Origin of the sequence: Hymenobacter sp. DG25A (assembly GCF_001280305.1) — a bacterium.
GTDB lineage: Bacteria > Bacteroidota > Bacteroidia > Cytophagales > Hymenobacteraceae > Hymenobacter.
Genome location: NZ_CP012623.1, coordinates 2348402 through 2368873, shown reverse-complemented (window position 1 = coordinate 2368873; position 20472 = coordinate 2348402). Strand labels below are relative to the sequence as shown.

At 55.6% G+C, this 20472-nt stretch carries 18 protein-coding genes and 2 tRNA genes; 11 read left to right on the top strand and 9 right to left on the bottom strand.

Going from position 1 to position 20472, the window contains the following annotated elements:
- Positions 1 to 57: 57 nt before the first annotated feature.
- The 3 genes from AM218_RS17185 to AM218_RS10165 form a co-directional block, all read right to left on the bottom strand.
- Positions 58 to 864: a hypothetical protein gene (locus tag AM218_RS17185; protein ID WP_316937413.1), complete on the bottom strand. Its 807-nt coding sequence runs from the start codon at positions 862 to 864 to the stop codon at positions 58 to 60.
- A gap of 172 nt (positions 865 to 1036) precedes the next feature.
- Positions 1037 to 1405, bottom strand: coding sequence for a hypothetical protein (locus AM218_RS10170; protein WP_054413764.1), 369 nt, complete (start codon positions 1403 to 1405; stop codon positions 1037 to 1039).
- Positions 1406 to 1517: 112 nt separating this feature from the next.
- Positions 1518 to 2711, bottom strand: coding sequence for a proline dehydrogenase family protein (locus tag AM218_RS10165; protein WP_054415496.1), 1194 nt, complete (start codon positions 2709 to 2711; stop codon positions 1518 to 1520).
- Between the two features lie 166 nt (positions 2712 to 2877).
- Between AM218_RS10165 and AM218_RS10160 the strand changes: the two genes are divergently transcribed.
- Genes AM218_RS10160 through AM218_RS10150 form a run of 3 tightly spaced genes read left to right on the top strand, consistent with a single transcriptional unit; the run spans position 2878 to position 6320 of the window.
- Positions 2878 to 3975, top strand: a complete 1098-nt coding sequence (locus AM218_RS10160) for a chorismate mutase (protein ID WP_054413763.1) — start codon at positions 2878 to 2880, stop codon at positions 3973 to 3975.
- A 60-nt stretch (positions 3976 to 4035) separates the two neighbouring features.
- Complete coding sequence (aroB, locus tag AM218_RS10155) at positions 4036 to 5079, top strand: 3-dehydroquinate synthase (protein ID WP_054413762.1); 1044 nt, start codon at positions 4036 to 4038, stop codon at positions 5077 to 5079.
- Entirely contained in the window at positions 5076 to 6320 is a 1245-nt protein-coding gene (locus AM218_RS10150) for a 3-phosphoshikimate 1-carboxyvinyltransferase (RefSeq protein WP_054413761.1), read from the top strand. Before aroB ends, AM218_RS10150 begins: the two co-directional genes overlap by 4 nt.
- A 20-nt stretch (positions 6321 to 6340) precedes the next feature.
- Here the strand turns inward: AM218_RS10150 and AM218_RS10145 are convergent, their stop codons facing one another.
- The 5 genes from AM218_RS10145 to AM218_RS10120 form a co-directional block, all read right to left on the bottom strand.
- Complete coding sequence (locus AM218_RS10145) at positions 6341 to 7144, bottom strand: ABC transporter substrate-binding protein (protein ID WP_054413760.1); 804 nt, start codon at positions 7142 to 7144, stop codon at positions 6341 to 6343.
- Between the two features lie 125 nt (positions 7145 to 7269).
- Entirely contained in the window at positions 7270 to 8340 is a 1071-nt protein-coding gene (locus tag AM218_RS10140; RefSeq protein WP_054413759.1) for a M42 family metallopeptidase, read from the bottom strand.
- 320 nt (positions 8341 to 8660) lie between these two features.
- Complete coding sequence (locus tag AM218_RS10130) at positions 8661 to 10226, bottom strand: acyl-CoA carboxylase subunit beta (protein WP_054413757.1); 1566 nt, start codon at positions 10224 to 10226, stop codon at positions 8661 to 8663.
- A 150-nt stretch (positions 10227 to 10376) separates the two neighbouring features.
- Complete coding sequence (locus tag AM218_RS10125; RefSeq protein WP_054413756.1) at positions 10377 to 12977, bottom strand: ATP-dependent Clp protease ATP-binding subunit; 2601 nt, start codon at positions 12975 to 12977, stop codon at positions 10377 to 10379.
- A 131-nt stretch (positions 12978 to 13108) separates the two neighbouring features.
- Entirely contained in the window at positions 13109 to 13729 is a 621-nt protein-coding gene (locus tag AM218_RS10120) for a WbqC family protein (RefSeq protein WP_054413755.1), read from the bottom strand.
- A 107-nt stretch (positions 13730 to 13836) separates the two neighbouring features.
- On the opposite strand from AM218_RS10120, the gene AM218_RS10115 reads away from it, so the two are divergent.
- Positions 13837 to 14709, top strand: coding sequence for a hypothetical protein (locus AM218_RS10115; protein WP_054413754.1), 873 nt, complete (start codon positions 13837 to 13839; stop codon positions 14707 to 14709).
- Complete coding sequence (locus tag AM218_RS10110; protein WP_054413753.1) at positions 14706 to 15614, top strand: lysophospholipid acyltransferase family protein; 909 nt, start codon at positions 14706 to 14708, stop codon at positions 15612 to 15614. Before AM218_RS10115 ends, AM218_RS10110 begins: the two co-directional genes overlap by 4 nt.
- A 127-nt stretch (positions 15615 to 15741) precedes the next feature.
- Here the strand turns inward: AM218_RS10110 and AM218_RS10105 are convergent, their stop codons facing one another.
- A complete protein-coding gene (locus AM218_RS10105) occupies positions 15742 to 16371 on the bottom strand; it encodes an L-threonylcarbamoyladenylate synthase (protein ID WP_054413752.1) in 630 nt (209 codons plus the stop codon).
- A 287-nt stretch (positions 16372 to 16658) separates the two neighbouring features.
- On the opposite strand from AM218_RS10105, the gene mltG reads away from it, so the two are divergent.
- The 6 genes from mltG (at position 16659) to AM218_RS10075 (ending at position 20342) form a co-directional block, all read left to right on the top strand.
- Positions 16659 to 17732: an endolytic transglycosylase MltG gene (gene mltG / locus AM218_RS10100; RefSeq protein WP_082318172.1), complete on the top strand. Its 1074-nt coding sequence runs from the start codon at positions 16659 to 16661 to the stop codon at positions 17730 to 17732.
- A gap of 86 nt (positions 17733 to 17818) precedes the next feature.
- Positions 17819 to 18322, top strand: coding sequence for an acyl-CoA thioesterase (locus tag AM218_RS10095; RefSeq protein ID WP_054413751.1), 504 nt, complete (start codon positions 17819 to 17821; stop codon positions 18320 to 18322).
- A gap of 49 nt (positions 18323 to 18371) precedes the next feature.
- Complete coding sequence (locus AM218_RS10090) at positions 18372 to 19343, top strand: YihY/virulence factor BrkB family protein (protein ID WP_231717472.1); 972 nt, start codon at positions 18372 to 18374, stop codon at positions 19341 to 19343.
- 92 nt (positions 19344 to 19435) lie between these two features.
- Positions 19436 to 19525 (top strand) — tRNA-Ser (locus AM218_RS10085).
- 53 nt (positions 19526 to 19578) lie between these two features.
- Positions 19579 to 19663: transfer RNA gene (locus AM218_RS10080), tRNA-Ser, on the top strand.
- A 235-nt stretch (positions 19664 to 19898) separates the two neighbouring features.
- Positions 19899 to 20342 carry a hypothetical protein gene (locus tag AM218_RS10075; RefSeq protein WP_054413750.1) on the top strand — a complete coding sequence of 148 codons (444 nt, stop codon included), beginning with the start codon at positions 19899 to 19901 and terminating at the stop codon, positions 20340 to 20342.
- The last annotated feature ends 130 nt before the right edge of the window (positions 20343 to 20472 follow it).

Below are 20472 nucleotides of genomic sequence, written 5' to 3'. Positions count from 1 at the left end.
AAAGTCCCCCTCCAGAATAGGAGAGGGACTTTTTCAGGTAGCTAAAGCCAAAAGGGCTTAGCTATAGATACGGTCACCTTTGTGACGACGGAATTCCGACTCGAAATAACGGGCATCTTCTTCGCTCCGGGGTTTCACACCCATTACGATACCGCCGTTCTTGATATCAGATTCGTACTCAGCAGCACGCTCTTCGGGAATACCCGAGCCTACCAAGGCACCTACCAGGCCGCCCGTCAGGCCACCGGCACCAGCACCTGCCAGAGCAGCCGCAACCGGACCAGCAATGATCAGACCCAGGCCTGGCAATGCTACCGAAGTACCAATGGCAGCAATGGCACCAATAATAGCACCAGCGGTGCCACCAATGGCCGAGCCTACGCCGGCACCTTCCATAGCTTTGTCGCCCAAGTCGGTATCAGCGGTATGGTCGCCGAAGTGACGCTTGCGCGTTTCGTCCGACATCAACAGGTTTACATCATCTTTAGAATAACCGCGTGACGACAGCGAAGTATAAGCACGCTCAGCGCTTTCACGGTCACGGAAAGTAGAAGTCAGCATCCGGGGACCGGAAGTATTCTGATATGGCTGGCCGGTTACAGCGTGTGCTGCTTCGTCGGCTGCATTTTGTACGGCATCAACACCACGTCCTACCACTGCACCTGCAGTACCAGCGGCAGCAGCACCTTTAGCGGTTGCGCTGTAATCGTCGCCGGAAGCACCGGAGCCAGTGCTGGAGTTACCCATATTGCCACCCGAAGTTGAGCCAGTTGAGCCATAACCGGAGCCGGCAGTGCCGCTACCATAGTTTGCGCCCGAGCCAGTACCAGTATTCGAGGGATTATTTGATTCGTTGGTATTCATTTGAGTGGGAGTTAAGAGTACAAGAAAACATAGAGTGCTGGTTTCAAAAACCAGCGAATCTCATTGTGGGATTCTGGTAGCTTAACGGCCCACCTTACTGAGGGGTTACAGGTGGAATAAGAAAATGCCTAAATTCTATTAGAATATGAATAACTAAATTTTTCTATATTTATCAGGAAAACTCCTTGTAATTCAGGTCATTCTGCCAGAAGTCACGGCATTCCTGGCGCAGCTTCGGTAAAAAATCTTCATCCTGCTTCAGCGTGCGCCATTCGCCTAAGCCCAGCCGCTCGCAGAGTTTAAAGAACTGGTCGCCCTGGCCTTTGGAGCCCTTTACTTTAATAAGCGAGCTTAAAATGGGGCGGCCTGCCCGGTACTCATGCTCGGATATCTCCGCCAGAATTTCGTTGAGGCGGGATTTCTCGTGCGATATATCCAGATTCAGACCCAACTCAGCTTCCTGCACGAGGTTGATATAGCTGGTGGTGCCTATCTGGGTGCGGGAAAAACGAATTAAATGTTTGCGTACTCGGCCGTTCATGGAAGGAAGCAGGTGGTAATAACTGCGGAAATTACAAAAAAACCGCTGCCCGGCATAAATGCCAGGGCAGCGGCAAATTGCTAATAAATGGCTGATAAATAGCCATGCAAACTTAGCGGGCTGTTTTGCGGCGGGTCAGTTCTTTCTGAATGAGCAAAAACTCCCGGCTGCTTTGACCCGCAATGGCCGTGTTTTCATCGGCGCGGCGCAGCAAATAGGGCATCACAGCCTCCACGGGGCCATAAGGAACATACTTAGCCGTGTTATAGCCCGCGTGGGCCAGATTATAGCTCAGGTTGTCGCTCATGCCGTAAAGCTGGGCAAACCAGATGCGCGGGTCGCCGGGCTGCAGGTTATGCTGCTGCATCAGCTGCGTGAGCAGGAGGGAACTGTCCTCGTTGTGGGTGCCCGCGCAAATGCTGATGCGGTCAGCGTGCTCCACGCAGAAGCGTAGGGCCTTGTTGTACAGCTCGTCGGTAGCGGCTTTGCTGGGGTTGATGGGGTTTGGATTGCCGCGCTGGGCCGCTACCCGGGTTTCCTTCTCCATATAAGCGCCCCGCACCAGCTTGCCGCCCAAGTAATAGTTGCCTTTCTCGGCGGCCGCACAGGCCTGCTGAATGGCCTCGAGCCGGTCGTGGCGGTAAAGCTGGTAAGTGTTCCAGACAATAGCCGACTCCTTATTATACTTGGCCATCATCTCATAGGAGATCTGGTCAATGGTTTCCTGGAACCAGCTTTCCTCGGCATCAATAAATACCCGCACGCCATAGCGGTGCGCCTGGGCGCAGATGGCATCAATGCGGGCGTGGGCGCGGTCGTAGCTGGTTTGCTCGGCCGGCGTAAGCGGCTTTTTGTCCTGAATTTTCTCCAGCAGAGCCGCATCGGCCACGCCGGTTACTTTAAACACCGAAAAGGGAATATGCCGCGAGCGGTGCGCCATATCAATGGTGCCCAGAATTTCGTCCCGGGTATGGTCGAAGCTCTTTTCGCTGCCTTCGCCCTCTACCGAGTAGTCCAGGATGGTACCGATGTTATAGCGGCCCAGCTCTTCAATCACGGGCAGGCACTCCTGAATGGTCTCGCCGCCGCAGAACTGCTCAAAAATGGTGTTTTTGATGAGGGACTTGGTGCCGGGCAGGTGCCATTTCAGCGCGGCCTTCATCATGCCGCCACCTAATTTCACCAGGCCATTATTGTTCATGGCCGCAAATAGGGCGTACATTTTCCGCAGTTCCGCATTCGATTTAGAAGCGAAGGCAATAGCGGTATCTTCAAAAGAAACGGGGAGAACTTGGGTGGGGGGCATGCAGGTGGTAGTTTTGAGCGGTGCCAACAGATAGCACGTTCGCGCTGCGAAGATAGCCGGTAAACATCGTTTTGGCTGTGTTAGTTAGTGTGGTGCCTGGTACTATTACCTGACGGGCGCCCGGGCCGGCCAAACGGCACCGGCTGCTCGTATTCAATTGCTCTCTATGGAAGTGACTCCTCTCACCGATACTTTTTTTACCCGCCGCCTGGCGGCTAAAGGCCAGCCCTTACTCATTGCCGGCCCTTGCAGCGCCGAAACCGAAGAACAGGTGCTCGCAACTGCCCGCGGCCTGCAGGCCTTGGGCAATATCGATCTGTTCCGGGCCGGTATCTGGAAGCCCCGCACCCGGCCCGGTTCTTTTGAAGGTATGGGTAAAACCGCCCTGCCGTGGCTACAGCGCGTGCAGCAGGAGCTTGGAATGCCCGTAGCTATAGAAGTAGCCACGCCTAACCACGTAGAACAGGCCCTGGCCCACGGTATTAATGTGCTCTGGATTGGCGCCCGCACCACGGTAAACCCCTTTGCCGTGCAGGAGCTGGCCGATGCTTTGGCGGGAACCGGCGTGCCCGTGATGGTGAAAAACCCCGTGAATCCGGATGTAGCGCTCTGGGCCGGCGCTCTGGAGCGGCTGGAGCGGGCCGGTATTCAGGATCTGGCCGCCATTCACCGGGGCTTCAGCACGTTTGCGCCTTCCCGCTACCGCAATGCACCCACCTGGGCCCTGCCTATCGAGCTGAAAACCCGCTTTCCGCATATTCCGCTCATCTGCGACCCCAGCCACATTGGTGGCCGCCGCGACCTGCTGCTGCCCATCGCCCAGAAAGCCCTGGATCTGGACTATGACGGGCTGATGATTGAAACCCACCCCGACCCCGACCGTGCCCTTTCCGATGCCGAGCAGCAGGTAACGCCGGAGCGCCTGGGCGAAATCCTGAGCGAGCTGAAGTACCGCTACCGCTCTTCTGACAACGTGGAATACCTGAATAAAGCGGAGGAACTGCGGCAGAAAATGGACGTAGCCGACCGCGAAATTATTGAGGCGCTGGCCCGGCGCATGTCTTTGGTAGAGGAGCTGGCGGCTTACAAAAAGGAAAATAACGTGAAGATTCTGCAGCTGGACCGCTGGCAGGAAATCTTCGCCTCCCGCTCCGACTGGGCCGGGCGGGTAGGGGTGAATGAGAAGTTTGTGGAGGAGCTCTACAAGCTGATTCACATCGAAAGCATCCGGAAGCAAACCGAAATTCTGAATCGACCGGAGTAAGCGGCATTTTCGTACGCCGGAATACGCATTGCCTATCTACATTCTGCAACCCCCGAAACTGTGACCCAAAACGCCCCTATCATTGGCTCAGAAGCTTTACCGGCGCTGGAGGAAGTGCTGCGCCGGCCGGCCATCAGTCAGGTTTTTGTACTGACGGATGCCAACACCAGCCGCCTGTGCTACAACCGCCTGCTGCCTTACCTGCCGGAAGGCCATACGCTGCTGGAAATCCCGGCCGGGGAGGAGTATAAAACCCTGGCTTCCTGCGAGACGGTGTGGAGCGAGCTGACCGAACAGCGCGCCGACCGGTTTGCAATGCTGGTAAACCTGGGTGGCGGCGTCATCACCGATTTAGGTGGCTTCTGCGCGGCGCTGTATAAGCGCGGTATTCTGTTTGTGCAGGTGCCCACCACGCTGCTGGCTCAGGTAGATGCCAGCGTGGGTGGCAAAACCGGCATCGACTACATGGGCTTCAAAAACCAGTTAGGCGTTTTTCAGGAACCTACCGGCGTGTTCATCCACCCGCAGTTCCTTACCACCCTCGACCCCCGGCAATTAAAATCTGGCTACGCCGAAATGGTGAAGCACTGGCTGATTGCCGATGCGCGGGCGTTTGACAACTACCGCCAGGAGGGCGTATTTGTAGAAGACTGGACGCCGCTCATTCGACATTCAGTAGATATAAAGCGGAATATCGTCGCCCAGGACCCCTTGGAATCCGGCCTGCGCAAAGTGCTCAACTTTGGCCATACCGTGGGCCACGCGCTGGAAAGCTACCTGCTCACGCAGCCGGGCCGCGAAATTCTGCATGGCGAAGCTGTTGCGGCCGGTATGATTTGCGAAAGCTGGCTGTCGGTGCAAAAAGGCTTGCTGAGTGCAGAAGAGCTGGATAAGATTGAAACCTTCCTGTTCACGGTGTTCGAGAAGGTGCAGTTTGTCACCCTGGAAACCGATGCCATTGCCGACTACGCCCGGCAGGACAAGAAAAACTCCGGCACCACCATTAATTGCACGCTGCTGAAAGGAATTGGCCAGGCCGTGTACGACCAGCCCGTTACCCTGCAGGAACTGGCCGATTCGCTTCGTTACTACCATCATCTGTGAGTTCCACTTCTCTCTCCCTGCGCTGGAATGGTGGCCCGCTTCGCGGCATTGCCCAGCTTCCGGCCTCTAAAAGCGAAAGCAACCGGGTATTAATTCTGCAGGCATTGGCTGGCGGCGGAAGCCTCTCCAATCTGTCGGATGCCAACGATACGCAACTCATGCAACGGCTGCTGTCGATGCCGGATGCGGATGTGGTGGATGCGGAAGATGCGGGCACGGTAATGCGCTTTCTCACGGCCTATCTGGCCGTAACTAACCGTCATGTGCTTCTCACCGGCACCACCCGCATGCGTCAGCGGCCCATTGGGGTGTTGGTAGATGCCCTGCGCCAGCTGGGAGCCCGGATTAGCTACGAAGAGCAGCAGGGCTACCCGCCGCTGCGCCTGGAAGGCTGGGTGTCGGCGGCAACCGAAGAGATGCCCGAGTTGATGGTGCGCGGCGATATCAGCAGCCAGTATATTTCCGCGCTGCTGATGATTGCGCCTATGCTGCCGGGCGGGTTGCGCATCCGCCTGACCGGCACTGTGGGCTCCCGACCCTATATCCGCATGACGCAGGCTTTGATGCAGCATTTCGGCGCCCGCGCCCGCGACCTGGGCAGCGTGCTGGAAGTGCAGCCGCAACCCTATCAACCCGCTGACTACACAGTAGAAAGTGACTGGTCGGCGGCCAGCTATTGGTATGCCATGGTGGCGTTGGGGCCGGCTGGTTCCGAAATCACCCTGACGGGCCTGCGCCGACATTCCCTACAGGGCGACCAGGCCATTGTAGCCATTATGGAGCAGCTGGGCGTAGCCACGGAGTACGTAGCCGACGGCATGCACCTGACGCAGATAGCCCCTGGCCCGGCCGTAGCACAGGATTTCACCCATTGCCCTGATCTGGCCCAAACCGTGGCCGTAGTAGCCGCTGCCCTGGAAATTCCGGTGGATATGACCGGCCTGGAAAGTCTGCGCATCAAGGAAACCGACCGGATTGCGGCCCTGCAAACGGAGCTGGCCAAATTCGGCGGCGAACTGGCGGACCTGGGCGAGGGCCGTTTCCGCGTAACGGCCGCCAACTTCCGGGTGCACGGCCAAACCATAGAAACCTACCACGACCACCGCATGGCCATGGCGTTTGCTCCTTTAGCCCTGCGCGGCCCGCTGACTATTGTAGCGCCGCAGGTAGTGCGCAAATCTTACCCGCAGTTCTGGAAAGAGCTGAAAAAGGCCGGGTTTGAAGTGTACCCAGAGTTGTAACCCGAAATGAGAGTTTCGGGCTACTGCAGCTCCCGGAAATAAGCAGCGGAATGCAACAACCGGCTGCCATACCAGCTGAACAGCTCTCCATCTACAATACGAACCTGCGCCGCCGGGCAGATGGCCTGAAACTCAGCCAGGTGCTTTTCACCGAAAGGATAAGGCTCCGAGGAAAGCAGAATCTGCTGCGGATTGGCTGCTGCCAGCTGTTCCGCGCTGATTTCGGGATAACGCGAGAGGTGACCGAATACATTTTGAAAGCCCGCTACCCGCAGCATCTCATCAATAAAGGTGCCGCCGGCGGCCACCATATACGGCTTGCGCCAGATGAAGTAAGCCGCCGGAATCAGTTCCGCTGATGGTCGGGCCAGGTTAGTGAAGGAGGCCTGAATTTGTTGGGCAAGCGCCTCGGCGCGCTCCTTGCGGCCGGCAATAAGCCCCACGCGGCGTATCATATCCAGCGCATCGGCCAGTGTGCTAATGTCGCTCATCCAGACCGGGTACCGGGCCGCCAACTGCTCAATGCCTTCCTGGTAGTTCTCTTCCTTATTGCCAATAATCAAATCGGGCTTGAGTTCGGCAATCCGGTCGAAATGAAAGTCCTTGGTTCCCCCAATGATGGTAGCCTGCTGTCGGGCCTGCGCGGGGTGGATGCAGAATTTGGTAACGCCCACAACCCGCTCTCCCAGGCCCAGATCAAACAAAAGCTCCGTCTGAGAAGGCACCAGCGACACAATGCGCCGGGGCGGAAACGGCACTGCGACCCGCCGATTCATTTGGTCGGTAACAGTAAGCGGCAAATGGGGGAGGGGAGGAAGCTCCATAAATTAAAAAAGTGTCATCCTGAGCGAAGCGAAGGACCTTCTCACCATAGAACGACAATCGTATTAACGACTTGTTCTCGCGGGAGAAGGTCCTTCGCTTCGCTCAGGATGACAAAAAGGATAGGCTATTTGAAATAGCGGAAATCGTGGCCGTCTTCGATGCGCAATAGCGACTCATAGATGAGCTTGGTTACGTTTTCCACGTCGTCTTTATGCACTGTTTCTACGGTAGTGTGCATGTACTTCAGCGGCAGCGAAATGAGGGCGGAGGCTACGCCGGCGCTGGAGTAGGCAAAGGCGTCCGTGTCGGTGCCGGTGGCGCGGGTGGCGGCGGCGCGCTGGAAGGGTATTTCCGCTTTCTGAGCGGTTTCAATGATCAAGTCGCGCAGGTTGTTCTGCACGGCCGGGCCGTAGGTAATCACCGGGCCTTTGCCGCAAAACAGGTCGCCAGACGTCTTTTTCTCATACATCGGCGACTGAGTATCGTGGGTCACGTCGGTAATGATGGCCACGTCCGGCTGAATGCGGTGGGCAATCATTTCGGCCCCGCGCAGACCAATTTCTTCCTGCACCGCATTCACAATGTAGAGGCCGTAGGGCAGCTTGTTCTTATTCTCCTTCAGCATGCGGGCCACTTCGGCAATCATGAAGCCGCCGATGCGGTTGTCCAACGCGCGGCCCACATAGAACTTCTCGTTCAGCACCATGAACTCGTCCTCGAAGGTGACCACCGAGCCCACGTGAATGCCCATGGCTTCCACCTCTTCCTTGTTGGCGGCGCCGCAGTCCAGGTACACGGTTTCAATGGTAGGCGCTTTGTCCTGCTCCACCTTGCGCACGTGAATGGCCGGCCAGCCAAACACCGCCTTCACAATGCCTTTGGCGGTGTGAATATTCACGCGCTTGCTGGGCGCTACCAGGGGGTCAGAACCGCCATTGCGGCGCAGGTACAGAAAGCCCGATTCGGTAATGTAATTAACGAAGTAGCTGATTTCATCCGCGTGGGCTTCAATCACGACTTTGTACTTGGCTTTGGGATTGATAACGCCCACCACCGTGCCATAGGTATCCACGAAATACTCGTCGATATACGGCTTTATATAATCCAGCCACAGCTTCTGGCCTTCCTTCTCAAAGCCGGTAGGAGAGGCGTTATTCAGGTATGTCTGGAGGAAGTCGAAAGATTCTTGACGCATAATTTAAAGGAAAGAGCAGTTAGCTTACCCTTAACAGGTTAAGCAGTAGGAACAAGAGAGCAACAAAAACACAACTGCCGCCGGAAAACAGTAAGTATCGACTGGCTTTAGCAACATTAGTATCTGAGGCTAAACCTGCACCACTAAAGTCTGGTAAGTTGCCATCAATCATTAGGAATACGCAAAGTGCTATTACGAGTAATATCAATATTCCCTTCCCAATTCCAGATTTGAGTAGCAGGCCAATGAAAGAGCAAATAATGCCTAGAAAGAACAGTAAGATGCTTATTGCTGGCAAACCCATATCGTAGGTCTTAAGCTTATAGCGGAATGTTTCCGTGCTTCTTACGAGGTAGCGTATCCACTTTGTTCTCCAGCATCTTGAAGGCGCGAATCAGCTTCTGGCGCGTTTGCGAAGGCAGAATAACCTCATCCACAAAGCCGCGGTGGGCGGCGCGGTAAGGCGTGGCGAACTTCTTCTGATACTCATCTACCTTTTCCTGCAGCTTGGCTTCCGGGTCTTCGGCCTGCGCAATTTCCCGCTTGAAGATGATTTCCGCGGCACCTTTGGCACCCATTACCGCAATTTCGGCGGTGGGCCAGGCGTAGTTCATATCAGCGCCAATGTGCTTGGAGTTCATCACATCATACGCTCCGCCGTAGGCTTTGCGGGTAATTACAGTGATGCGCGGCACGGTAGCTTCGCAGAAAGCGTAGAGCAGCTTGGCCCCATTGGTGATAATGCCGCGCCACTCCTGGTCGGTGCCGGGAAGGAAGCCGGGCACGTCTTCCAGCACCAGCAGCGGAATGTTGAACGAGTCGCAGAACCGCACGAAACGGGCGGCTTTGGTGGAGGCATTGATATCGAGCACGCCCGCCAGTACAGAGGGCTGGTTGCCCACAATACCAATGCTGCGGCCACCCAGGCGGGCAAAACCCACTACAATGTTCTCGGCAAAGTTCTGGTGCACTTCCAGGAAGGTATTCGCATCAATGATGCCTTCAATTACCTCCCGGATGTCGTAGGGTTGGTTGGGGTTTTCGGGAATGATGGTGTCCAGCACGGGACGCATCTCGTCGGAGGCCTCGTAGGGCAGGGCCGGGGCGGTTTCCTCGCAGTTCTGCGGCATGTAGCTCAGCAGGGCTTTGAGGTGATTGATGCAGGCTACCTCATTGGCGCACGAAAAGTGCGTGACGCCGCTCTTGGCCGAGTGGGTGCTGGCACCACCCAGTTCTTCGCTGGTCACGTTTTCGTGCGTAACCGTTTTTACTACGTTGGGGCCCGTCACGAACATATAGCTCGTGTCTTCCACCATCAGAATAAAGTCGGTAATGGCGGGGGAGTACACCGCGCCGCCCGCGCACGGGCCCATAATGGCCGAAAGCTGTGGCACCACGCCGGAGGCCAGCGTATTTTTATAGAAGATATCAGCGTAGCCACCCAGGCTTACTACGCCTTCCTGAATGCGGGCTCCGCCAGAGTCGTTCAAGCCGATAACAGGGGCACCATTCTTCATGGCCAGGTCCATGATTTTTACGATTTTCTCGGCGTGGGTTTCGCTCAGAGAGCCGCCAAAAACCGTGAAATCCTGGGAGAAAACGTACACCAAGCGGCCGTTTACGGTGCCATAGCCCGTTACTACTCCGTCGCCCAGATAGTATTCCTTATCCAGCCCGAAGTCCTTGGAGCGGTGCATCACAAACTTGCCGATTTCCTCGAAGGAGCCTTCGTCCATCAGCAGATCTACCCGCTCCCGCGCCGTGAGCTTGCCTTTTTTGTGTTGGGCCTCAATTCTTGCCTGACCACCGCCGAGTAGGGCTTCGGCATTTTTGCGGGCCAGAATTTCGATTTTGCTCAGTTGGGCTTCAGCGTGCGGATCAGACATTGGGTGGGGATGGGGTAATCAGAAAATGCAACCGGAATGAATACCAAAGGTAACCAAGAGAGGAAAAGATTAACGCCTGATTTTTTGGCCAGGAAAAACAAAAAGGGCTGACCCAATTGGGTCAGCCCTTTTTGTTAACTGATTCAGCAATTATTTGCCCTTCTCCGCATCCGGCGCGTCAGGTTCCGGAGTCTCCTCCGGCCGTTCGTCGCTGGCTAGTTTGGGGGTTTCCCCGCTCTTGCTTACGGCAAACGTCAACTCTTCTGCGCCTTCCGTGTAGTCGGCCGTGATAACGTCTCCCTGGGCAATCTGCGCCTTCAGGATTTCCTCCGCAATCGGGTCTTCAATGTACTTCTGAATAGCCCGGTTGAGCGGACGAGCGCCAAATTTGGGGTCGTAGCCCTTCTCGGCTACGAAGTCCTTGGCGGCCTCCGTCAGTTCTACACGGTAGCCCAAGGCTTGTACCCGCGAGAGCAGCTTGGCCAGCGAGATGTCGATTATTTTGTGAATGTCCTTCTTCTCCAGGGAGTTGAAGACAATAACATCGTCCAAGCGGTTGAGGAACTCTGGGGAGAAGGTTTTGCGCAGGGCGTTGGTGATAGTGCTCTTCGTCAGCTCATCCATGTTCTCATTGCGGGCCTTTGTGCCGAAGCCGATGCCTGCGCCGAAGTCCGCTAGGTCGCGGGCTCCGATGTTGGAGGTCATGATGATGATGGTGTTGCGGAAGTCCACCTTGCGGCCGAGGCCGTCGGTCAGAATACCATCGTCCAGCACCTGCAGGAGCAGGTTGTATACGTCCGGGTGCGCCTTCTCAATTTCGTCGAGCAGGATAACCGAGTACGGCTTGCGGCGGATTTTCTCCGTCAGCTGACCGCCCTCTTCATAACCCACGTAGCCGGGAGGCGCGCCTACCAGGCGCGATACGCTGAATTTCTCCATGTACTCCGACATGTCGATGCGCACGAGCGAATCTTCCTTGTCGAAGAGGTAGGTAGCCAACACTTTGGCCAGCTCCGTTTTACCCACACCCGTTGGGCCGAGGAACACGAACGAGCCGATGGGCTTTTTCGGGTCTTTCAGGCCTACGCGGGTACGCTGGATGGCTTTCACCAATTGCTTAATGGCCTTTTCCTGCCCAATTACTTTGCCCTGCAGCTCCTCACCCATGTTGAGCAGCTTCTGGCTTTCGTTCTGGGCCACGCGGCTCACCGGAATGCCAGTCATCATGGCTATTACTTCAGCCACGTTTTCCTCCTTCACGGTGTACCGCTTCTTCTTGGTTTCGTCTTCCCAGTTCTTTTTGGCCAGCTCCAGCTGCTCCAAGAGCTTCTTCTCTTTGTCGCGGAGCTGGGCGGCTTCCTCGTATTTCTGCGACTTCACCACGCGGTTTTTCTCCGTCTTGATGTTCTCGATGCTCTCTTCGAGCTTGAGAATATCCTCGGGCACCACAATGTTGTTGATGTGCACGCGGGCGCCGGCTTCATCGAGAATATCGATGGCCTTGTCTGGCAGGAACCGGTCACTCATGTAGCGGTCCGACAGTTTCACGCAGGCCTCAATAGCCTTGTCGGTGTACACTACGTGGTGGTGGTCCTGATACTTGTCCTTGATGTTGTGCAGGATTTCGATGGTTTCCTCCGGCGTAGTGGGGTCCACCATCACCATCTGGAAACGACGGGCCAGAGCACCATCTTTCTCAATGTACTGCCGATACTCATCCAGGGTGGTAGCGCCAATGCATTGAATTTCGCCGCGGGCCAAAGCCGGCTTGAACATGTTGGAAGCATCCAGCGAGCCGGAGGCTCCGCCAGCACCTACAATCGTGTGCAGCTCGTCAATGAACAGAATCACGTCGGGCGACTTTTCCAGCTCGTTCATCACGGCCTTCATGCGCTCCTCAAACTGACCGCGGTACTTGGTGCCGGCCACCAGGGAGGCCAGATCCAGCGTCACCACACGCTTGCCAAACAGCACGCGCGATACTTTCTTCTGAATGATGCGCAGAGCCAGGCCTTCGGCAATAGCCGTCTTACCTACCCCGGGCTCACCAATCAGAATGGGGTTGTTCTTTTTGCGGCGCGAGAGAATCTGAGCTACGCGCTCAATTTCTTTTTCGCGGCCTACAATGGGGTCCAGCTTGTCGTCCTCAGCCAGCTTGGTCAGGTCGCGGCCGAAGTTATCGAGCACGGGAGTGCGCGACTTTTCGCCCGGTTTCTTGGCCGTGGAGCTGCTGCCTGATTTAGACGAGCTGCCAAACAGTTTGTCGTTGTCGTCGTCGTCGGTATCAGAAGGACCGGCGGAAGGACCCGGCGTGTTGCCGTGGTAGTCTAAGGAGTCGCGCACTGCTTCGTAGTTAACGTTGAACTTAGCCAGAATCTGAGAAGAGATGTTGTCCTCATCGCGCAGAATCGAGAGCAGCAGGTGCTCCGTGCCAATGATTTCGCTCTTAAAGATCTTGGCTTCCAGGTACGTAATCTTAAGTACTTTTTCCGTCTGTTTTGTCAGCGGAATAGAGCCGGTAATGCTGGTGCCCTGAGTGGCGGTATTGCGGGTAGCTTGCTCTAAAGCATACTTGAGCTCGTCCACGGAAACGCCCAGTTTTTTGAGCAGTCCAATGGCCGTGCCTTCGCCCTCGCGAATCATGCCCAGCAAGAGATGTTCGGTACCGATATAGTCGTGACCGAGCCGGATGGCTTCTTCCCGGCTCAGGGAGATGACCTCCTTGACTCGATTTGAGAATTTAGCTTCCATGCAGATAAGGTAGTGAAGAAAAACGGAACCCCGCAAGCGCAAATAGCACGTTTTAGGGCAGGGAAGGCCGTGGGTACCTGAAAACAGGCGGGTACGGACGAAGGTTCGGAAATAGATAAGCGGCAAAGACCCTACACGAGAAAACTGCCGGCAGCTGGCCCTTGCATAAATAACAAGTCCAGGATGCTTAAGTTGGGTACAAATTGTACGCCAAAGGTTTGGGCATACGGGCGTACCGACGTCCTGTCAGGTTCCGGGGTAACTGGATCTTTGGGTGACAGCCAGTCGCGCCGGTCGCGCAGGGCCTCGGGAGGGTAGGAAGCATGATACTCGGTGGTGAATTCCACAGGAATTCGCAGCCGCAGACAGCGCAAAAAGAAAGCGAGTAGCGAGAGATTCAGGTCGAAAAGCAGCGCCGGTTTCTGTACGTAAATGTCGTGCAGATAGTCGGCGTAATATTCAAAATACGGGCTACCCCCGTATGCGGTTTGCAAGGTGCGCCAGTGTTGATGCACCCAGTTCTGTCGATAATCGATTTCCAGCTCCGTAATACGTACTTTCTCGCTGCGGTTACCATCAATAACCGGTACCGTAAGTGGCTTTACCCCCTGCGCGGTGAGAATAAGGCAGCGGTTGCGGTAGGTCTGCTTGCGGTAGTGCTCGTGGCTCTCCAGCCACAATGCATCCTGGCCGGCCAGTGCTGCAAAAAATGCCGCCGGTGGATTATATTGAGTTTCAAATAAAACAGGCATGATGCTAGCTTAGGGCAGGCAGACAACTGGCCCGCCGCGCCCAAGTTACACGTTGCTGCCCCGGTCTGTACTATCCATTTGCCGTACCTTTAGTCCGCCAACCTGTCATGAAAAGACTTCTCTTTGCCTTTCTGGGTGTTTTTCTGAGCGTTGCAGCCCAGGCCGGAGCCCCTAAGCTCACGCTGGACGTAGCCGCTTTTCGTAACGATGACCGGGGCCGGAATGGTGGGGTGCTGGATATGTTTGCCACCGTGGATGGCAACTCCCTAGCCTATAAGCGCCGGGCGCCCAGAATTTTTCAGGCGACCGCCTCCCTTACCCTGGAAGTGCTGGCCAAGGATGGTAAGATAGTGTATAGCGAAATGGTAAAACTGCGGCCACCGGTGCTGAATGACACCACCCAGGCCCTGAAAAACCCCATGAGCTTTCAGAAGCGCATTATGCTGCCTGATGGCGTGTACACCATACGTGCCCAGGTAACGGACCAGTACCGGGCCGGTGGCAACCGCATTTTAGAGGTGCCTATTACCATAGAGTTTGATAAGCCAGGCCTGCGCCTGAGCGACGTGGTGGTGCTGTCCAAGCCCGCCTCCCGCTCGGCGGCGCAAACCAACTTCAACCGGGGTGGCTATATGCTGGTGCGCACGCCCGGTGGCCTTTACGGCCGCGGGGCCGATAAACTCTATCTGTACGCTGAGCTATATAACGCGCCCCAGGAGCAAACCCTCACCACCAAATACCGCCTGCGCCCCGTGGGCGGTACCAAAGACGCGGCCACGCTGGCCGGCACGGCGAAACCCGTGGCCGGGGCGCCCCATTTGCTGATTGCTGCCATGGATATTGCCAAGCTGCCGGCCGGGGAATACGATTTAATTGTGGAAGTTCGCGGCGCCAAAAGCAAGCTGCTGGCCAGCAAAACCACGCGGGTACTGCGCGACCCCGACACGTACGCCCCAGCCGGGGCTGTTATCAATCCATGAGTTCAACTATTGCCCCGCCCACGTACCCGTGGTATTATCGTCCGCTTGAATGGTTTTTACGGGGCTTAGCGTCTCTGCCGCTGCCGCTGCTGTACGGACTGGCCGAAGTGCTGTATTTCCTGATGGCCTACGTTCTGCGCTACCGGGAGCGGGTAGTACTGGAAAACCTGCGCAACTCCTTTCCCGAAAAAACGGAGGCGGAACATAAAAAACTGGCCAAGCAGTTTTACCGGCACTTTGCCCAGCTAATGGTAGAAATACTGTGGCTGCGGCAGGCTTCCCCGGAGGAATTGAGCCGGCGGGTTTCGTACCCCAACAAGCATGTCATTACGGATCAGCTGGCCAAGGGGCGCTCCTTGCTGGCCCTGGGCTCCCACGAGGGCAACTGGGAATGGATTCTGACTTCGGGGGCTCTACAGATCAATGCGCCGGCGGTGGGCGTGTACCAGCCGCTGAATAGTCCGTTTTTCGACGATTTTATGTACAAGCTGCGCACCCGCACCGGAGCTGAGCTGGTAACCATGCGCGAAACTATTCGCTATATGGCAGCCAGCCAGGACCGGCAGCAGCTGCTGTGCATGTTGAGCGACCAAAGCCCAAGCAACGCCAAAAACCGCTACTGGACGCAGCTCCTACACCAGGAGACGGGTTTCTATACCGGCGCCGACCGTTTAGCCGCCCAGTTTCAGCTGCCGGTGGTTTTTGTCAGCATCCGGCGAAAGCGGCGGGGATACTATGAAGTAGTGCTTACCGAGCTTTATGATGGCAATACGCCTCTGGACCCCAATCAGCACCGGATAACTGAAGCCTTTGCGCGGGCTATGGAGAAGGATATCCGGGCTGCGCCGGCTGATTATCTCTGGTCACACCGCCGCTGGAAACATAAGCGCCCGGTAGGAGAGTAGGGGCAGTTGGCTACTACAAATCCTGAATCTTTTGCAACTAAAAAGCCCCTGCCGTTTAAAAAACGGCAGGGGCTTTTTAGCGTCAATCAAATACTGCCCCTATACAGGCAACGGGTAATTAACCCTTTTACAAATACTGCTCAATATCTCCGGCACCCTGCCGGATGATGGTAAAGTCATCATCGGTGCAGTCCACCACAGTGCTGGCAATGTTATTTCCGAAGCCGCCATCAATCACCAGGTCTACCAGGGCGCGATATTTCTCGAAGATGAGGTCGGGGTCGGTGCTGTACTCCAGAATTTCGTCTTCATCGTGCACCGAGGTACTCACAATGGGGTTGCCCAGCTCCCGCACCAGCGCCAGGCAGATATTGTGGTCGGGCACGCGGATGCCCACGGTTTTGCGCTTAACGCCCCCGTATTTGGGTGCTTTGGCGCTGGCCTCAAAAATGAAGGTGAACGGGCCGGGTAGTGCTTTTTTCAGGACTTTGTAAATGGGGGTGGTAATGCCGTTGGCGTAGTCAGTAATGTGCGAGAGGTCGGAGCAGATAAAGGAGAGGTTGGCTTTATCGGGTTTCACGCCTTTGATGCGGCAAAGCTTCTCCACCGCTTTGGCGTTGGTGATGTCGCAGCCCAGGCCGTAAATGGTATCCGTGGGGTAAATAATAACGCCGCCGTTGCGCAGCACGTCCACTGCCTGCTGAATGCGGTTTTGCGGTGGGTTATCGGGGTGAATGCGGAGCAGCGTGGCAGACATACGGAGTAGGAGCTAGGGTGAAATAATCAATAACACCTCCGGACTAAGGGAGGCGGCCGGGGCAAGGTACGGTACCCGCCAGAAAACTTTCACTAGTTCGGTTTTTTGGCCCTGCAGGTTGCATCCGGCCTGCTAAATCTGCCGGCTACCGGGAAGTGCGGGCCGCGGCGGCGGAAGATGATGCGCAGAAGCTTACTTTTGCGGGTCGGAGCCATAACTTCCCGGGCGGATATCCGCCTGGTATTGGCTCTACTTCTTTTTACCTCTACTTATCGTCCTGCCTTCGCATGGCCTCACCCCGCATCGACTACAAAGCCCGCGCCATTCGCCGCCGCAACCGTTTTGCCGCCATCACGGCTGTTTTGGGGCTTTTGTTCGTCACGTTCTCCTACTATTTCTACCAGGTTTTCTACACGCCCAACGTAGAAACCAAAGGCCGCCCCACTTACGTGTTGGTGCGCCGCGGCGAAACCGCCAAAGCCGTGCTGGACTCCATTGAAGCCACCGGCGTGATTGTGGACAAGCTCAGCCTGCACTTCGTGGCCCGCATCATGAAGTATGATAAGCTGGTGAAGCCCGGCCGCTATGAGCTGAAGGATGGCTACACCAACCGGCAGCTGATTTCGGACCTTCGCGCCGGCCGACAGTCCCCGCTTAAGCTCACCTTTCAGAACATCCGTCTGCGGGAAGACCTGGCCCGCAAGCTTAGCACTGCCATCGACTCCCGCCCCGGCCAGTTTGATTCGCTGCTAAGTAGCCCCAACTACACCAAAAGCCTGGGTTTCGATACCACGAGCATTCTGACGATGTTCATTCCCAATACCTACGAGCTGTACTGGAACTCCTCGCCCGATAACCTCATGCAGCGCATGAAAAAGGAATACGAGAAGTTCTGGACACCCGCCCGCGACGCCAAGCGCAAGGCCCTGGGCCTTACCCGGGCCCAGGTAAGCACGCTGGCCAGCATTGTGGAAGCCGAGCAGCAGCAGCACGCCGATGAGCGCCCCCGCGTGGCCGGAGTGTACCTCAACCGCCTCAAGCGCGGCATGAAGCTGCAGGCCGACCCCACCGTGGTGTACGCCAACCAGGACTTCACCATCAAGCGGGTGCTGAACGTACACTTGCTGAAAGACTCGCCCTACAACACGTATAAGTACGCGGGCCTGCCGCCCGGCCCCATCAATCTGCCCAGCATCGCCAGCATTGATGCCGTATTGAACCCCGAAAGCCACCAGTACCTGTATTTCTGCGCCAAGGAGGATTTCAGCGGCTACCATGCGTTTGCCCGTAATGAGCAGGAGCACCTGGTAAATGCCCGCCGGTATCAGGCCGCCCTGAGCCGGGCCGGCATTATGAAGTAAATTCAGTGGCCGGTTGAGAGTTGCCAGTATGCTGGCTCTAATTCACATAACTGGCCACTGACAATTATCAACTGACAACTCTGAATATGTATAGCCACGATACCGCCATTCGCGTCCGCTACGCCGAAACCGACCAGATGGGCTACGTGTACCACGGCAACTACGCCGCGTACTTCGAGGTGGCCCGCACCGAAGCCTTCCGACAGCTGGGTATCCGCTACAAAGACCTGGAGGCCGATGGCGTAGGCATGCCGGTAGGGGAGATTCGCACCCGCTTCCGGCGCCCGGCCCGCTACGATGACCTGCTGACTGTGCGCCTGCTCCTCAAGCAGCCCGCCGAAGGCTCGCGCGTTCTTTTCGAATACGAAATCTATAATGAAGCCCAGGAACTGCTTACCGAAGGCCATACCCTGATGGTATTTGTGAGCACTGCCAATGGCCGGCCGGTTCCCATTCCCGAAGATATTCAGGCCAAGCTGGCGCCCTTTTTCAGCGACGATGAGCTAACCAGCCCGCTCACGCCGCCCAAGCAAAAACTACCCTCGGAAGCTCCGGCCCCGGCCGCGTTTTTAAAGGGGAATGAAAGTTAAGCCACCTAAAAGCTCCTTTCTCACTGAAAATACCGCCATGTTAATGCGTATGCCACGCCGGTACCGGGTTTCCAACATGCGCCAGCAGCGCACGTACCGGAAGCTTATTATCTGGCTGAAGCGGCTGCGCTTTAACCGGGGAAAAGCCTCGGTATATGATGTGGTAGACCACATGATTCAGGAGTTGAAGCTGGACAGTGTGACCAAGCGGGCCAGCTATATGGCCTTCAACTTCACCATCTCCATCTTTCCCACCATCATCTTCCTGTTCACACTCATTCCCTACATACCCGTCCCCAATCTTAACCTGGACATCCTGCAGTTCCTCTCCGATTTTATACCGCGGGAGATGTACGTGGCCATTGCGGATACCATTGAGGACATTGTGAACATTCCGCACGGCGGCTTGCTGTCGTTTGGTTTTGGGGCGGCCCTGTTCCTCAGCTCAAATGGCATAATGGCGCTGCTGGATGCCTTTGACAAAAAGTACCACACCTTCAAGCGGCGCACCTATCTGCGGAAGCGGGTTATTGCTACGCTACTTACCGTGGTGCTGGCTATGGTGCTATTGCTCTCCATTGCGGGTATTTTCTTTGGTACTTATATCATTGACACCTTAGTGTTTTATGAGATAGTGCCCGAGCGCCTCACGGCACTGCTAATCACGGTATTACGCTACGGCTCCGTGGTAGCCCTGTTCCTGTTTACTACCTGCCTGATTTACTATTATGTACCGGCCGTGCAGGACCGCTGGCCCTTTCTATCGGCCGGGGCCGTGGTAGCCACGCTGCTGATTTTTCTGGTGTCGTCCCTGTTCATTCTCTACATCAAAATCTTCGACTCCTATAACCACTTCTATGGCTCCATTGGCGCGCTGGTGGGCTTCATGGTGTGGCTGGATTTTGTTTGTATGACCCTGATTGTGGGCTTTGAAGTGAACGTGAGCATTGATGCCGTAACGGGCCGGCTGAAGCGGTATGTGATTCGTAATGAGGAATTAGCCGCGCACCCGCACCCTTAGCCGCAAAAAAAAACGAAAAAATAGCTGCCCGCGCTTGCGGCAGGCAGGGGAGCCGACTACTTTTGTCGTCCCAATCCACTCAGTTGGGCCTTAGAGAGGTGGCAGAGTGGTCGAATGCGACGGATTCGAAATCCGTTATACCTGCAAGGGTATCGGGGGTTCGAATCCCCCCCTCTCTGCCAGTGGCTTTTTCTTTCGCGGGAAAAGTTGTTGTTTTACATACCGCGAACAAGTTAGAGGAGTGGCAGAGTGGTCGATTGCGGCGGTCTTGAAAACCGTTGAGGGTTAAACCTCCGGGGGTTCGAATCCCTCCTCCTCTGCAGAGCAACAGCCCCGTTTCCAGCATGGAAACGGGGCTGTTGTATTTTAGGCTACTACTGCCCGCGACATACATTTAAGACACATCAGGCGGAACCAGCATGCATAGAAGCGGGTTTTCCAGTGAAGTAATAAATCAGTAGGAGATAGATAAGCTTCAGGGCATCCTGATATTCAGGCTTTAGGAATTATCTTCTGCTAGCTATATTGCGCCATCATATTTTCTAAATTCATCATATGCGCTTTTTAATTTATCTGGCCACTTTTCTAGTGCTTTTCACAGCTTGTTCAAAAGACAAAGCGGAGCCAGCCAAAACTCCCCCAGTAGACCCTAACAAGGCAGTTATTACGCTGCGTGTTACTTCTAATTCTACAGCCAAGGACGTACAGGTGTATATCCTGCCAAAAGATGGCACACAGAATGACCTGTTTTCCTATGAGGCTACTTACAACGAAACTCCTCAGGAAGTAACCGCAAAGCAGATCAGCCATCGGACGGACGCCACGTTTAGAATTGCTGGTTCCGATGAGTTCAAGCCTGTACCTAACTCTGGCAAAGTACACGCCGAGCTGATAGCCGATGGTCAGGTAATATCCACACTGGATTTTGATACCAGCAACCCTCCCCAAGATCCAACTACTAAGCTGTATTACATTCAGCGAGTGGTTACCATTCCATAACAACTACCAGCTTTCTTCCACAGAATAGGAATAGTTGGAGTGAGAATTTCAAGCAAAAGCCCTGGCATCAGAACTGATGCCAGGGCTTTTGCTTGAAAAGGGAATTGCCGAAATACAGCGTTTCGCTTAC